Raw genomic sequence first — 13,702 nt, forward strand, 5'->3', positions numbered from 1 at the left:
TATGGGCTGGAATCGGATATTACCTGAGGTGGGATTTTTCATGAGGGATGTCCTTTCTGATACATACAGGATATACCGGAAGAATTTGGTTGTAAAATGTTTATTTTGGCCTTAGTATAGAAATGGTTATTATTTCCTGAGGGAAAAGAGATGCTAGAGCCTGTTTGAAAATTCATTCCCGCCGTCTGCACGTCCCACTTCGCGGTATATTTGGCCCCGATTCAGTCAGCGTAGCCCGCTACGCCTCCATCATCGGGACCAAATCTCCCACAAAGTGGGACGCACAGCCGACGGAAAGCAATTTTCAAACACGCTCTAGTATAACCCCCGAATACATAGCCAGGAGGCCGGAGGCGCGGGGCGGACTGGATATCTACGGACTACAGGACGGCCCGGCGGAATCCAGCAAAGGGGCGCCCATCTGGCAGAAGGCATTTTTCCAACCCATCCAAGGAGGTTTATATGAAGATACGGATCCTGGTTGACAACAACACACTGATTGACCAATACTATGTAGGGGAACCAGCGGTGTGCCATTACATTGAAATGGACGGCATGCGCATATTATTTGACACAGGATATTCCGATGTGTTCCTTAAGAATGCCAGGGCCATGGACATAGATATGAGGGATATAACACATATTGTGCTGTCCCATGGGCATAACGACCACACGGGCGGCCTTGCCCATGTGTGCGCGGACAGCATGGGAATCCATCATCCACGGCCGGACATCCGGCTGATTGCCCATCCGGGCTGCTTTGAACCCAAGGCATTTGACGGGGAGGATATAGGTTCGCCTTGGGGAAGGGATGTGGTTGAAACGTGTTTTGACTATATTCCTGCCGTAAAGCCATGGTTCCTGTCTGAAAACTGTGTGTTCCTGGGGCAGGTCCCCCGGGAAAATGGATTTGAAGGCAGGGATGCAATCGGGGTGAGGAAAACTTGGAACGGCTGGCAGCAGGACATGCTGGAGGACGATTCGGCCCTGGTCTGTAAGGTGGAGGGCGGATTGTTCATCATCACAGGATGTTCCCACAGCGGTATCTGTAATATCGTGGATTATGCGGTCAAAGTGTGCGGGGAATCCAGGATTGTGGGGATTCTGGGCGGATTCCATCTGTTTGATGTGGATAACCGGCTGGAGCAGACCATCCGCCATCTGGAGAGGATGGGGATAAAGACACTTTATCCATGCCACTGTGTATCCCTGAAGGCAAAAATAAAAATGGCAGAAACCCTGAATGTGTCGGAAGCCGGCGTGGGGATGGTAATCATGGAGCAGGATTGAGAGGAATGAATTGTGGAGGGTTATACTGGAAATAATTGTAGGAAGACCGAGCTGAAAAATTTCGGGTTTCCCTGCGTCTTTTTCATATATTCAACTGTCAGACTCCTGTGCAGACAGTATAGGAAATTTTTAAGAATCACTTGAAATCATGATGAAGATTGACTATAATAAAAGTGTAATAAAAAAGGAACAACCACCTCATACAAGAGGTTGGCCTATATCAACGATAGAAAAATCCACCCTCTCAACGGCCAAGTTTACAAGGGTGGTTTTTCTGTACCCGTTTCCGGGATTTAGAAAACGCTACTGACTAATCTTTAAGATTAAGGTCAATAATGCGAGAATGAACATGCCAAAGGCCATTAAATCCTTAAAGTCAAATTTCATCCGCACCACCTCCCATCTTATGTAAAATGGAAGGCCAACACCTTGTTATAACATGATTGTTCCCTATGAAATATTTTACCAGATTATCTTTGGTCTTTCAATAAAGGAATGAATGGGTTCTAAGAAAACAGGGGGGTGAATTGGTGGCTATTATCCTCCGCAATCTCTCTATTAAGATTACACATACTGGCCCAGGATTCCCTCCACCGGAAAAGAGTATCTTTTGAGTCCCAAACTGCTATTATTAGATTAGGGATATTCTGGTATTGATTTTTCAATGTCATCCTTATGGAATAGGTAACTTTTTTGATATCTTGGCTGCCATTGACCATCTTTATCAAGTGAATAGAGGTCTCCTTTTGCTGTCTGTGACTGGTGGATTATGAATTGCAAAGTCGGCGCACATGCCCTGTGAAATAAAATTCTGTTCTATGTATGCCCTTATTAGGGCTGTTTGCTGTTCTAAAGTCAGTTCATGAGGTTAGTCTGTCAAACTTCCGGGTGTCAAAGACCCGTGAAAAAATTGTAGGAAGACTGTACTGAAAAAATTTCCAGTTGACCTTTCATCGACTTTATGTTATCATCGGTACCATAATATTTTTGAACTTGAAAGCGAGGCGTCTTTTTGTTAATTGTATCTGTTAGTGGAAGATAATGAATCTATGGTGTACAGCAGGTCCGTGCTGCGCAGGTGATGATGTGCCGGGTATTACCCGGATACAAAGTAACCTGTGGGCGTTATTTGTTGTACCATCATCCCTGACAGATGGACATATAGAAGTGTGTGCTGCGGCGTGTGGATGCAGCACCTGGCAGACCTATGTGACGAAACCTGTTGGTGGATGTCCATGGGTTTTTTATTTTCCATTTTTATTCTCATGAAACGGATTGTAAGGAATAAGCAGAATGGAAAGGAATACAGATACAATGAATCATACATTTGACGCGGTTGCATTTACGGAAATCATAGGACAGCTGGAAGGATACGCCAATTCACCCCAGGCAAAGGAAAAGATAAGGGACCTTAAGCCATACCTGGATGAAGGGGAACTGAAACGGAACATGAGGGACACCACCCAGGCCAGACAGATGCTGGACCTCCTTGGCACGCCTCCCCTTCCTGTCATGGAACAGATTGGCCGCATTGTGGAAAAGGCAGTGCTTGGGGAGCTGCTGCTTCCGGAAGAGATGGAAGAGGTAGGGATGTTCCTGGCAGCCGTCAGGCGGATGCAGGCATATCTGGAACGTGGGAAGATGCATCACATCCCGGCTGCATTTTACAGTGATGATTTATCTCCTCTTACGGAACTGAAGGAGGAGATAGAGCGGTCGGTGCGCCATGGCCGGGTCGACGACCATGCATCCGGCGCCCTTTGGGGAATCCGCAAGGAAATCCGCGGCCTGGAGGAAAAGATTAAGGATAAGGCGGAATCCCTGTTAAAAAATAATAAAAAGTATATGTCCGAAGCCTTTGTGGTCACCAGGAACCACAGGCTGTGCCTTCCTGTAAAGAAAGAGTATAAGTCCAGGGTGCCTGGCAGCGTCATAGACAGTTCATCCACAGGGGCCACGGTGTTTATTGAACCGGAAACAGTGGCAAGGCTTCAGGACCAGAGGGAAATCCTGCTGGTGGAGGAGGACTGCGAGGAGAGGAAAATCCTCTACAGCCTGATGGACATGATTGCATCCCAGGAGCCATCCATAAAAGGCAACCTGGAAACCCTGGCAAAGCTGGACTTCATCTTTGCAAAAGGCAAGCTCAGCGCACAGATGGAGGCAAGGGAACCTGCCATCAACACCGAAGGGCGTATCTGCCTGAAGGATGCCAGGCACCCCCTGCTGCCTTCTGAATCCAATGTGCCCCTGCAGTTTGAAATCGGCGGTGAGAAACGCGGAATGATCATAACAGGCCCCAATACAGGCGGCAAGACCGTTGCCATAAAGACCGTGGGACTTTTCACGCTGATGGCCGGATGCGGGCTGCATCTGCCCTGCGCTTACGGCGATGTGGCCATGAGGAACCTGGTGCTCTGCGATATAGGCGACGGGCAGGACCTTGCGGATAACCTGTCAACATTTTCAGCCCATATCACCAATGTGATGGATATACTCCGCAGGGCCACCAGGGACAGCCTGGTAATCCTGGATGAACTTGGCTCCGGCACGGACCCGGCTGAGGGAATGGGGATTGCCATCGCCATACTGGAAGAACTGCGCCTTCGCGGCTGCCTGTACCTGGTGACCACCCATTACCCGGAGGTCAAGTCCTATGCAAGGAAACATGGGGAAATCATCAGCGCCAGGATGGCGTTTGACAGGGAAAACCTAAGGCCCCTTTACCGCCTGGAGATGGGCAAGTCCGGGGACAGCTGCGCGCTTTATATTGCAAAGCGCCTGGGAATGCCGGGACACATGCTTAAGGTGGCCGCAGGGGAGGCCTATGGGGATATCAAGGAAAGCCTGAAGCAGGAACTGGGGCTGGAACAGAAGGAAGAAGAGGGGATAAAAAGGATATATGAACCGGGTATCACGGTTATGAAAAAGAGGACGGAGTCCACGGATGTATCCGGGATATTCTCAAGAGGCGACAGCGTAAGCGTGGAACCGGCCGGGGAGCCTGGCATCGTGGTAAAGCCTGCGGACTTAAAGGGAAATGTCCTGGTTCAGGTGAAGAAGGAAAAGCGCCTGGTAAATTACAAGCGCCTGAAACTCAGGGTCAAGGCGGACCGGCTGTACCCGGAGGACTATGATTTCTCCATTATCTTTGACAGCGTGGAGAACCGTAAGGCCAGACATGCCATGGAACGGAAGTTCCAAGCGGGCAGGGAAGTTAAGGTTGAGGAATATTAATCCGTTCATGATGTGGCGGGGCCGCGGCTGGCCGGTCCTGCCACATCGGATTTACAAGTAGTTTACTGCATGTAAGTTTTTATAAAGGGCATATATATAACAGTTTAAACTAGATGGTGGGATTGGGCGCATGAAAAATTCTTGCATGTAATGATAAGAAATGTTACAATATAGATATAAAGAGGAACAACCGCCCACAAGGTGGGTTGACCAGTAAGAAGATAGAAACTCCACCCTGCTACTCGCCAAAGTTTAGGGGTGGTTTTTCTATGTTAAGCTAGTGTACTGGCACGATGACTTCTGGTAAAACTCCGCAGGATATTTTTCTGAGAGTGCAGGTCAAAAAACGGAGGCGTAGCGGGCTACGCTGAGTATTTTTGACCTGTGCTATCAGGAAAATAGACAAGGAGGTTTGCCTGAATGTCATCGTGTCAGTACACTAGTGACAAATCAAATAAATGAATGTCAGTAACGCCAAAATAAACATTCCAAAAGCCATAAGGTCTTTAAAATCGAAATGTTTCATAGACATCACCTCCATCCTATGTAGAATGAAGGTCAACGCCACCCTGCAACACGATTGCTCCCTAAGAAAAGTATATCATATATACAAGAGACGGCAACATATTCTTTTATCAGCAGTCCGTTTCATAGTCTGTATGTGGTAAGCAGTTTCTTGTAAACTGACCTAAAGATTGCTTATAATAACATAGAAAGCCGCATATCTGCCGATAATGCAGGCAGAAGGGTACCGACCAGGACCGGCCGGCATTGCGGATCAGGGATTGCTGCTGTGGGTAAGGAAATGTGGGACAGCCAAAATGAAAGGTACGGAGTAACATATCATGAAGACACTGGGGACAAAGCGCATTGATGTAAAAAAACATAACAGGGGACAGATCTTAAAACTGATTGCCACCGGGACCTGCAACAACCGTGTGGAACTGGTGGCCCACATGGGCATGACCAAGATGGCCATAACCAATATGGTGTCGGAGCTGGCGGATAAGGGACTTGTAAAAGAGGGCGGTGTGGACCAGTGCGATGGTGTGGGCCGCAATCCCATCAGCCTGAGGATACCGGAGGGCGCGCCGAAAACCATTGGGATCCTGATCCTCAGGGACCGGTGTGAGGCCGTGCTCTGTGATTTTTATCTGAATGTGCAGTACAGGAAGACGGTCATGCTGCAGCAGCCGGATAAAAGGGAACTGATATCCATCATTTACGCCCTGACAGATGACATGCTCGGATATGAAAAGAATATTTTGGGGATTGGGATTGCCAGTATCGGTCCCATTGATTTTGACCGGGGCATGATACTGAACCCGCCCTACTTTTACGGTATCCATGACATACCGGTGGCCAGCCTTTTGGAGGACAGGTATTCCCTTCCCGTGTTCATGGACCATGACAACCAGAGCGCGGCCCTGGCAGAACTTCTCTATGGGAATGGAAAGAACAGGGACAGCTTCATGCTTTTAGGCATGGCAAGGGGCGTGGGCTGCGGTATTGTAAAAAACGGGGCATTGTATGTGGATTCCAGGAAACTGGCGCCCGAGGTTGGCCATGTGAGCATTGACTACAGGGGAAAGAAGTGTATCTGCGGAAACCGCGGCTGCCTGGAACTGTATGTTAACACGGATGAAATCCTGGGCCGCCTGAGGAAGGCAACGGGCCAGTCCTTAAGCTTTGCCGGATTCTGCCATATGAAGGAAACGGACCGGATGTGCGAGATATTCGAGGATGTGACGGAAAAGATAACTTCCGCGCTGGTGAGTACCGTAAACCTGCTGAACCTGGACCTGGTCCTGCTTGGATATGATGGGGTCCATCTGCCTGAAAAGTATGTGAAACAGCTGGAGGATGGGATCAATGAATTGAAATTCGCCAGGGACAGGAGCAGGACCGGGGTAAAAAGGGCGTATTTCGGGGAAGATTCACAGCTGTTGGGAGCTGTCTGTAATGTGCTGAATCAGGTGTATGAGGGGAATATATTGTTGGATTAGGGATTGGATTTTCAAATATATATAAGGGTGTGCCAGGAGGTAAGCGGATGCCGGGCACGCCCTTTTTGTTGTCTTACAGCCTTTTAGACATCTTGCCATATGTATATCATGCACAAAAATGAACCGGAATTAATATGTAAATTATACAATATTCAATTAGTATATTGACTTTACTAATTAAAGGGCTTATGATGGAAATAAAGTAAGGAAAGGGAGATGATGCTGTGGATATCATTACGATTGGGGAGATGGTCATTGACTTTATCCCGGGAACAGAGGAGGGCAGCTATATCCGCAATCCAGGGGGCGCGCCGGCCAATGTGGCTATTGCAGCGGCCAGGAACGGGCTGCCCGCCGGAATCTTCTGCAAGGTGGGGGACGATGATTTTGGCCGTTTCCTGATACAGACCCTGGAAGACAATCAGGTGACGCCCCTCAGCCCGCAACTGTGCAGGGAGGCGGTGACCACCATGGCCTTTGTATCGCTCTCGCCAGGCGGGGAACGGAGCTTCACCTTTGCCAGGAAGCCGGGGGCGGATATGTTCCTGCGCGTATCGGATATCCGGGATGAGTACCTTGCAGGCTGCAAGGTCATCCATGGAGGCTCCTGTTCCCTGTCAAAGGGGGAGGCCAGGGCCGCAACCATCCATACGCTGAAACGGGGACATGAGATGGGGAAGATGGTGAGCTTTGACGTGAATTACAGAAACCTGATGTGGGACGATGACAGACAGGCGGCCGCGGACACCGTCATGGGCATACTTCCCTACATCGACCTCCTAAAAATATCGGAGGAAGAGGCAGACATGATTGGAGGGCGGGAAAACATACACCGGGTCATGAAGCAGAACCAGGTCGCGGTGGTGATTGAAACCCTGGGGGCAGAAGGGGCCGAGTGCTTTTTCGCAGGAAGTTCCTTTGTGGTAAAGGGACGCAGGGCAAGCGCCATTGTGGACACAACAGGAGCAGGGGATGCGTTCTGGGGAGGCTTCCTTTCCAGGCTGCTGATAAAAGGCGCTGACCGTACAGGGATATTTACAAGGGAAATCCTGGAGGACGCCATGAGGTACGGCAATGTAAGCGGTTCCCTGTGCATCCAGTCCAAGGGGGCCATTGCATCCCTTCCCGCCAGGGCGGAGATTGAACTGTATTTGGAGGAGGACAGATGAGCAAAGAAATATGGAACCACTCCTGCATTATTTCACCATCCCTGATCTGCCTGGATCTGTGCAACCTTGAGCAGCAGGCCAAACTGGTGGAGGAAAGCGGCATCCAGATGCTGCATGTGGACATTCTGGATGGACATTTCAGCCCAAGCATGCCTCTGGGGCTGGAGACGGTAAGGCAGCTGCGCAAGAAGACGGACCTGGAATTTGAGGCCCATGTCATGACGTCCGATCCCCAATATTTCATTGATGAGCTGTTGGAATGCGGCGTTTCACAGATTGTGTTCCACATCGAGACAGCGGACCATGTGGACGGGCTGTTAAACTACATCCATGGAAAGGGTGTGCGGGCCGGTGTGGCCCTGAAGCCGGGAACCCCCCTGACCGTCCTTGATTATGTCCTGGATAAATGTGACGCTGTCCTGCTGATGTTAATCAATCCCGGCTTTGCCCAGTGCGCCGGGGAGGCACAGGTATCCTACGGGGACCGTAAGATCAGGGATTTGAGGAAGATGATAGACCACAGGGGACTGGATACCAGAATCATCCTGGACGGCAGGATTTCCCCCAAGAACATAGAGGATTACGGCAGGGGGATTGCCAATATATTCGTGGCGGGAAGCACCTGTATCAAGAAGGATGATCTGGCGGGAAGCCTGAAAGCGGTCAATGACCTGGCACAAACCCTGAATGAGGATTCTAAGGAGTGATGAGATGGGATATTACAGCGATGAGTACAGGAATACATATACAACTGTTTTAAAGGAACTGGATACGGCCCTCGGCAGTGTGGACCCGGCGGCCGTGGAGGCGCTGGCGGATGCGGTGCTGGATGCGGACCAGGTGTTTTTCGTGGGTGTGGGAAGGGTGCTTCTGTCCCTGCAGGCCATTGCAAAACGTCTGGCGCATCTGGGAATCCGTACCCACTATGTGGGGGAAATCACGGAACCCGCCATCACGGGCAATGACCTGTTGATTGTGGGCTCGGGCAGCGGCTCCACCCTGTTTCCCCTGGGGATTGCCAAAAAGGCAAAGGCAGCAGGGGCCAGGGTGGTGCACATCGGCTCCAATCCGGGCAGTGAGATGAAGGACGTGGCTGAATTCATGGTGCGTATTCCTGTGCGGACCAAGAATTACCTGGAAGACGAGATTGATTCCGTACAGCCCATGACCTCGCTTTTTGAGCAGGGTCTCCTGATACTGGGGGATACCATTGCCAAGATGATTATTGATAAAAAGCAGATTGACATGAAGAGCCTGTGGAAATATCACGCAAATCTGGAGTAGAGGAAACAGAAGTAGAGGAAACAGAGGTAAAGAATCCAACGTAAAGAAAACTGGAGTGCATAAAATGAAAAAGGATTGGATGAAATACGCCGGCAGCATGCAGCAGCTGGCTTATGTAAGGCCGGTGGCATACAAAGAGGGGCGTGCAAAGAACATGAATGCCTGGGAAATCAAATCCGGCCACATGGCCTTCCACGTGATGGCGGATAAATGCCTGGATATATCGGATTTATCGTATAAGGGCATGAACATGTCATTTATGGCAAAGCCCGGGCTGATGGGACGGGGCCATTATGACACCAATGGACAGGAAGCCCAGAGAAGCATCATGGGCGGACTTCTTTTCACCTGCGGCCTGGAAACAATCTGCGCGCCCTGCAATGTGGATGGCAGGGATTACCCCATGCACGGCAGGATGAGGACGACGCCTGCTGAACATACGGGGGCGGACGCCTTCTTTGACGGGGATGAGTATGTGATCTCTGTGAAGGGGGAGATGCGGGAGGCTGAACTGTTTGGTGAGAACATGGTCCTTAGAAGGACCATAGAGACAAGGCTGGGGTCCAACTCCATCCTGGTTACGGATGAGATTGAGAACCAGGCATTCCGTCCGGAACCCCTGATGCTGCTCTATCACTGCAACATGGGATATCCCTTTTTAGATGAAACCTGCGAGCTGGTGCTGCCGGTTAAAAAGGTGTCTGGAAGGGAAGCATTTGCAGAACAGCATGTGGACAGATGGAACTGGATGGATGAACCGAAACCAAATGAACCGGAATACGTTTTCCTCCATGACATGGCTGAGGATGAATCGGGCAATACCATGGCCATGGTGGTGAACCACGGCAGGGAACTGGCCCTTTGCCTGGAATTCAACCGTAAGAACCTGCCTTACTTCATGGAATGGAAGTCCATGGCTTCCGGGGATTATGCCCTTGGGCTGGAACCCTCCAACTCCAGCGTGTACGGCAAGCCGTATCATATCAGCCAGGATAAGGTCCATTACCTGCAGCCCTTTGAGAAGGAAGTGAACCAGATTCGGTTCACGGTGCTGGAGGGTGAGGAAGCAATCAGGAACTGCCGGGAACGGATGAATAAAATAAAAGGAGAATCATGATGAAACGATCAGAAATCAACGCAGTCATTAAAAAGTTTGAGGCCCTGATGAAGGAGCACTGTTTTGAGCTTCCTCCTTTCCTTGGTTTTACGCCGGAGGAGTGGCAGGACAAGGGACATGAGTATGATGAGATACGGGATAACATGCTGGGATGGGATGTGACGGATTACGGCGAGGGGAATTTTGACAAGCTGGGCCTTGCGCTGATTACCATCCGCAACGGTAATGTACATAACCCGAAGTATCAGAAACCCTATGCAGAGAAAATCATCATGTGTGACAGCGGGCAGGTATCCCCCATGCATTTCCACTGGGGCAAGATGGAGGACATCATCAACCGCGGCGGCAATGACATTGAATTTACCCTTTATAACGCGGACAAGGAGACGGAACAGCTGGCTGACACGGACGTGGTGATCTGCCAGGACGGACGCCGGTACACCATGCCCGCCGGAACCAAGGTAATCCTGCACCCAGGTGAAAGCCTGACCCTGTATCCGTACCTGTACCACGAGTTCATCATACCCGAAGGCGGCCCTGTGCTGATTGGGGAAGTATCCATGTGCAATGATGACAATACGGACAACCGTTTCCTGAACCCGCTGGGAAGATTCCCAACCATAGAAGAAGATGAGGCGCCTTACAGGCTGCTCTGTAACGAGTACCCGTCGGCAAAGGATTGATCATAATCCGCCCGGGGGACCGTTAAGGGGTGGAAATGCCGCAGGCGGGGAACCTGCGGCATCTGCATCATTCCAGTAAGTTTCTTGCTGCGGCAATCACAGCGGCTGCATCCATACCGAACTGGTTGAGCAGGTAATCCGCCGTGCCCACCTCCCCGGCCCTGTCCGGGGCGCCCAGGCGCCTGAAGGGGATGCTGATTCCTTCCTCTGCAATCACTTCTGCCACCGCGGAGCCAAGACCGTTATAGATATTGTGGTTTTCAAGGGTGATGACCGCCCTTGTCCCTGCAGCGGCCTTTATGACCGCCTCCCTGTCAAGGGGCTTGATGGTGAACATGTCCATGATTTGGGCCTGGATGCCCTCTGCCTCTAACGCTTCTGCGGCTTTTAAGGCTTCCTTGATGCAGATGGTGCCGCATGTGATGATGGACAGATCCTTCCCTTCCCTCAGTATGGATGCCTTCCCGAGCCGGAAGTCAGTGCCTTCTTCATAGAACTGGTCCTTTGTCTTGCGCATGAGGCGGATATAGAAAATCCCTCTCTGGCTGACGGTCTGGGTGATGACGGAGCGCAGCTGCACCGGGTCGCATGGTTCCAGGATAACGGTTCCGGGAAGCGAACGCAGGATACCGATGTCCTCCAGGCTGATATGTGTACCGCCGTTTGGCCCGGCTGAGATGCCGGGATCGCTGCCCACGATACGCACGTTCTGGCGCGCATAGACGCCGGACATGAAAATCTGGTCCGCAATGCGGCGGCTTGCAAATGCGCCAAAGGAGTGGACAAAGGGGATGAAGCCTTCCTCGGAAAGGCCGGCCGCCACGCCGAACATATTGGCTTCCTGGATCCCGCAGTTAATGACCTTATCCGGGTATGCTGCTTTGAATCTGTTCATGCCGGAGGATGCCATCAGGTCGGCGTCCAGCCAGAGGATCCGGTCATTGGTACCTTCAAGCTCAATCAGTGTGTCTGCCAGGGCAGTCCTCATATCGGTTGCATATTGTTTCATGGGTTTACAGCTCCTTTCCTGCGAATTCCTGTTGGGCTTCTGCCATCATTTCGTCCGTTATGGCGATGTGGTGTATGCCTGTTTTTCCTTCCGTTACGCTCCAGCCCTTCCCTTTGACCGTATTAAGGACAATGCATTTGGGAAGGCCGTTCCTGGAAGCCAGGGCGTTCCTGGATGCTGTCACTATGGCGTCCACATCATGTCCGTCAATGGTAACTGCTTCAAAACCAAATGCTTTAAACAGGGTTTCAATGTTCCCCAGATCACAGATGCCGTCAGTATAGCCATCCAGCTGCTGGTGGTTCCAGTCAACAAACGTTATGAGATTATCAAGCTTGTGCTGTTTTGCAAACATGGTCATCTCCCAGACCTGGCCTTCGTTCAGTTCCCCATCGCCCAGAATCAGGAATACATTGCCCTTCCTGCCCAGCATCTTCTTGCCAAGGGCCATGCCGGCCGCGGTGGAGGCGCCCTGTCCAAGGGAGCCGGTTGTCATATCGATTCCCACGGTTTTGTTCATGTCACAGTGGCTGGGAAGATGGGTGCCGTTCCGGTTCAGGGTCATAAGCTCTTTTTCCGGGAAAAAACCGGAGAGGGCAAGGGCGCTGTAGAGGACCGGCCCGCAGTGTCCTTTTGAAAGCACCACCTTGTCACGTTCTTCCCAGTGCGGGTTTTGTGGGTCATAATCCATGATGCTCCCATACAGGACAGCCATGAGTTCACACAGGGATAATACGCCGCCCACATGTCCGCCTTTACTTGCGTACATGGATTTGATGGAGCTGAACCGGATGCGGTCGGCAAGTTTTTGCAGACCGGCAGAAGTTTGATAACTGGTAATCATTCATACACCCTCCTTGTTGTGTGGAATATTGTTGCAATGCTTTTCCACGATCCTCTTTGTCGTGGACGTCCATTAAAAAGGCAATCCTACTTTAGATGTTAGCAGAAAATAGATTTTTGTCAAGAAAAAACAACAGCAAACAATAACAAACAACAACAATAAAAAACAGTATCAATATAAAATAATAAAAAGTGAGAATTACATATTGCAATATATTGTGCTTTTTGCTATAATTACTTTCGTAAAGGGTGATGATAATGGACAAAATGACTACAGGCGTTTCAAATAAAAGCTTATTCGCCGAAGAACGCCAACGAAAGATAATTGAAACCATCAATGCCAACGGGAAGGCAGTGGTGCCGGTGCTGTGTGAGATGTTCGGGGTTTCCTCCTCAACCATAAGGAATGACCTGAAACAGCTGGAGAGCAAGAAGCTGATTACCAGGACACATGGAGGCGCCATCAGGAATTCCAAGATGGGACGGGAACTGTCCCCCACGGACAAAGAGACACAGATGATGCCTCAGAAAAAGGCAATTGCCAGGGCTGCCCTGGAACTGATTGATGACGGCGACATTATTGCGGTAACCACAGGGACAACCACATTTGAGCTGGTGAAGCTGCTTCCGGAGAAGAAGAACCTGACCGTGGTGGTCAACGATATCCGCAACGCGGTATGGCTGGAAGACCATACGGATTTCAATGTTTATATACTGGGCGGGCTGGTCAGGAGGGGATACCACTATACCACGCTGCCCACCAGGAATGAATTCCTGGGCATGATTAACATTGACAAGGGATTTTTCTCCTGCAACGGCTTCAGTGTCGAGCGGGGGATTACAGCACCTGATTTCGAGACAGCTAAAAGCGTGCGTGAAATCCTGGATGTGTGCTGCGCATCCTATCTCATGAGTGACAGCAGTAAGCTGGGTACGGTTACATTTGCACAGATAGCGGACCTTGGATATATAAACGGACTGATAGTGGACACGGAGATTGAGAAGGAAGATTTTGATTCCATTGTAACCATGACAGATATCATCCTGGCTGAATAAAAGGAGGT

13 protein-coding genes are annotated in these 13,702 nt (G+C 50.4%); 10 read left to right on the top strand and 3 right to left on the bottom strand.

From position 1 onward, the window contains the following. Positions 1 to 164: 164 nt before the first annotated feature. Positions 165 to 485, top strand: coding sequence for a DUF6783 domain-containing protein (locus tag MCJ35_RS32455; RefSeq protein ID WP_081739089.1), 321 nt, complete (start codon positions 165 to 167; stop codon positions 483 to 485). After that, complete coding sequence (locus MCJ35_RS30765) at positions 463 to 1,290, top strand: MBL fold metallo-hydrolase (RefSeq protein WP_025483713.1); 828 nt, start codon at positions 463 to 465, stop codon at positions 1,288 to 1,290. Before MCJ35_RS32455 ends, MCJ35_RS30765 begins: the two co-directional genes overlap by 23 nt. Before the next feature lie 724 nt (positions 1,291 to 2,014). On the opposite strand, the gene MCJ35_RS32460 is transcribed toward MCJ35_RS30765, so the two are convergent. Next, positions 2,015 to 2,149 (bottom strand): MobA/MobL family protein, encoded by a 135-nt coding sequence (locus tag MCJ35_RS32460; protein WP_081739090.1) that lies wholly within the window; start codon positions 2,147 to 2,149, stop codon positions 2,015 to 2,017. Positions 2,150 to 2,604: 455 nt separating this feature from the next. Between MCJ35_RS32460 and MCJ35_RS30775 the strand changes: the two genes are divergently transcribed. From MCJ35_RS30775 to MCJ35_RS30805, 7 genes are all read left to right on the top strand, one after another. Continuing rightward, positions 2,605 to 4,527: an endonuclease MutS2 gene (locus MCJ35_RS30775; RefSeq protein WP_025483709.1), complete on the top strand. Its 1,923-nt coding sequence runs from the start codon at positions 2,605 to 2,607 to the stop codon at positions 4,525 to 4,527. Between the two features lie 845 nt (positions 4,528 to 5,372). Then, positions 5,373 to 6,533 carry an ROK family protein gene (locus MCJ35_RS30780; protein WP_025483708.1) on the top strand — a complete coding sequence of 387 codons (1,161 nt, stop codon included), beginning with the start codon at positions 5,373 to 5,375 and terminating at the stop codon, positions 6,531 to 6,533. A gap of 224 nt (positions 6,534 to 6,757) precedes the next feature. Beyond that, on the top strand, positions 6,758 to 7,702 hold the full coding sequence (locus tag MCJ35_RS30785) for a carbohydrate kinase family protein (RefSeq protein ID WP_025483707.1): 945 nt from the start codon (positions 6,758 to 6,760) through the stop codon (positions 7,700 to 7,702). Continuing rightward, positions 7,699 to 8,409, top strand: a complete 711-nt coding sequence (locus MCJ35_RS30790; protein WP_025483706.1) for a ribulose-phosphate 3-epimerase — start codon at positions 7,699 to 7,701, stop codon at positions 8,407 to 8,409. The genes MCJ35_RS30785 and MCJ35_RS30790 overlap by 4 nt, the downstream gene beginning before the upstream one ends. A 4-nt stretch (positions 8,410 to 8,413) precedes the next feature. After that, positions 8,414 to 8,986: a 6-phospho-3-hexuloisomerase gene (gene hxlB / locus MCJ35_RS30795; protein ID WP_008721120.1), complete on the top strand. Its 573-nt coding sequence runs from the start codon at positions 8,414 to 8,416 to the stop codon at positions 8,984 to 8,986. 64 nt (positions 8,987 to 9,050) lie between these two features. Then, positions 9,051 to 10,103 (top strand): aldose 1-epimerase family protein, encoded by a 1,053-nt coding sequence (locus MCJ35_RS30800; RefSeq protein WP_034576668.1) that lies wholly within the window; start codon positions 9,051 to 9,053, stop codon positions 10,101 to 10,103. Continuing rightward, complete coding sequence (locus MCJ35_RS30805; RefSeq protein WP_025483703.1) at positions 10,103 to 10,786, top strand: D-lyxose/D-mannose family sugar isomerase; 684 nt, start codon at positions 10,103 to 10,105, stop codon at positions 10,784 to 10,786. Before MCJ35_RS30800 ends, MCJ35_RS30805 begins: the two co-directional genes overlap by 1 nt. Before the next feature lie 67 nt (positions 10,787 to 10,853). Here MCJ35_RS30805 and MCJ35_RS30810 read toward each other — a convergent pair whose 3' ends face one another. After that, complete coding sequence (locus MCJ35_RS30810) at positions 10,854 to 11,795, bottom strand: transketolase family protein (protein ID WP_025483702.1); 942 nt, start codon at positions 11,793 to 11,795, stop codon at positions 10,854 to 10,856. Between the two features lie 4 nt (positions 11,796 to 11,799). After that, positions 11,800 to 12,639, bottom strand: a complete 840-nt coding sequence (locus MCJ35_RS30815) for a transketolase (protein WP_025483701.1) — start codon at positions 12,637 to 12,639, stop codon at positions 11,800 to 11,802. A 257-nt stretch (positions 12,640 to 12,896) separates the two neighbouring features. Here MCJ35_RS30815 and MCJ35_RS30820 point away from each other — a divergent pair, with 257 nt between their 5' ends. Further along, positions 12,897 to 13,694, top strand: a complete 798-nt coding sequence (locus MCJ35_RS30820) for a DeoR/GlpR family DNA-binding transcription regulator (protein ID WP_227797232.1) — start codon at positions 12,897 to 12,899, stop codon at positions 13,692 to 13,694. Positions 13,695 to 13,702: the final 8 nt, after the last annotated feature.

It is taken from the genome of Enterocloster sp. OA13, from assembly GCF_022440595.1.
In the GTDB taxonomy this organism is placed as follows: domain Bacteria; phylum Bacillota; class Clostridia; order Lachnospirales; family Lachnospiraceae; genus Enterocloster; species Enterocloster hominis.

Coding starts and splice junctions, on each gene's coding strand:
- MCJ35_RS30775 (WP_025483709.1), top strand. CDS start 2,605: ATGAATCATACATTTGACGCGGTTGCATTTACGGAAATCATAGGACAG.
- MCJ35_RS30765 (WP_025483713.1), top strand. CDS start 463: ATGAAGATACGGATCCTGGTTGACAACAACACACTGATTGACCAATAC.
- MCJ35_RS30790 (WP_025483706.1), top strand. CDS start 7,699: ATGAGCAAAGAAATATGGAACCACTCCTGCATTATTTCACCATCCCTG.
- MCJ35_RS30800 (WP_034576668.1), top strand. CDS start 9,051: ATGAAAAAGGATTGGATGAAATACGCCGGCAGCATGCAGCAGCTGGCT.
- MCJ35_RS30780 (WP_025483708.1), top strand. CDS start 5,373: ATGAAGACACTGGGGACAAAGCGCATTGATGTAAAAAAACATAACAGG.
- MCJ35_RS30820 (WP_227797232.1), top strand. CDS start 12,897: ATGGACAAAATGACTACAGGCGTTTCAAATAAAAGCTTATTCGCCGAA.
- MCJ35_RS30815 (WP_025483701.1), bottom strand. CDS start 12,639: ATGATTACCAGTTATCAAACTTCTGCCGGTCTGCAAAAACTTGCCGAC.
- hxlB (WP_008721120.1), top strand. CDS start 8,414: ATGGGATATTACAGCGATGAGTACAGGAATACATATACAACTGTTTTA.
- MCJ35_RS30810 (WP_025483702.1), bottom strand. CDS start 11,795: ATGAAACAATATGCAACCGATATGAGGACTGCCCTGGCAGACACACTG.
- MCJ35_RS30805 (WP_025483703.1), top strand. CDS start 10,103: ATGAAACGATCAGAAATCAACGCAGTCATTAAAAAGTTTGAGGCCCTG.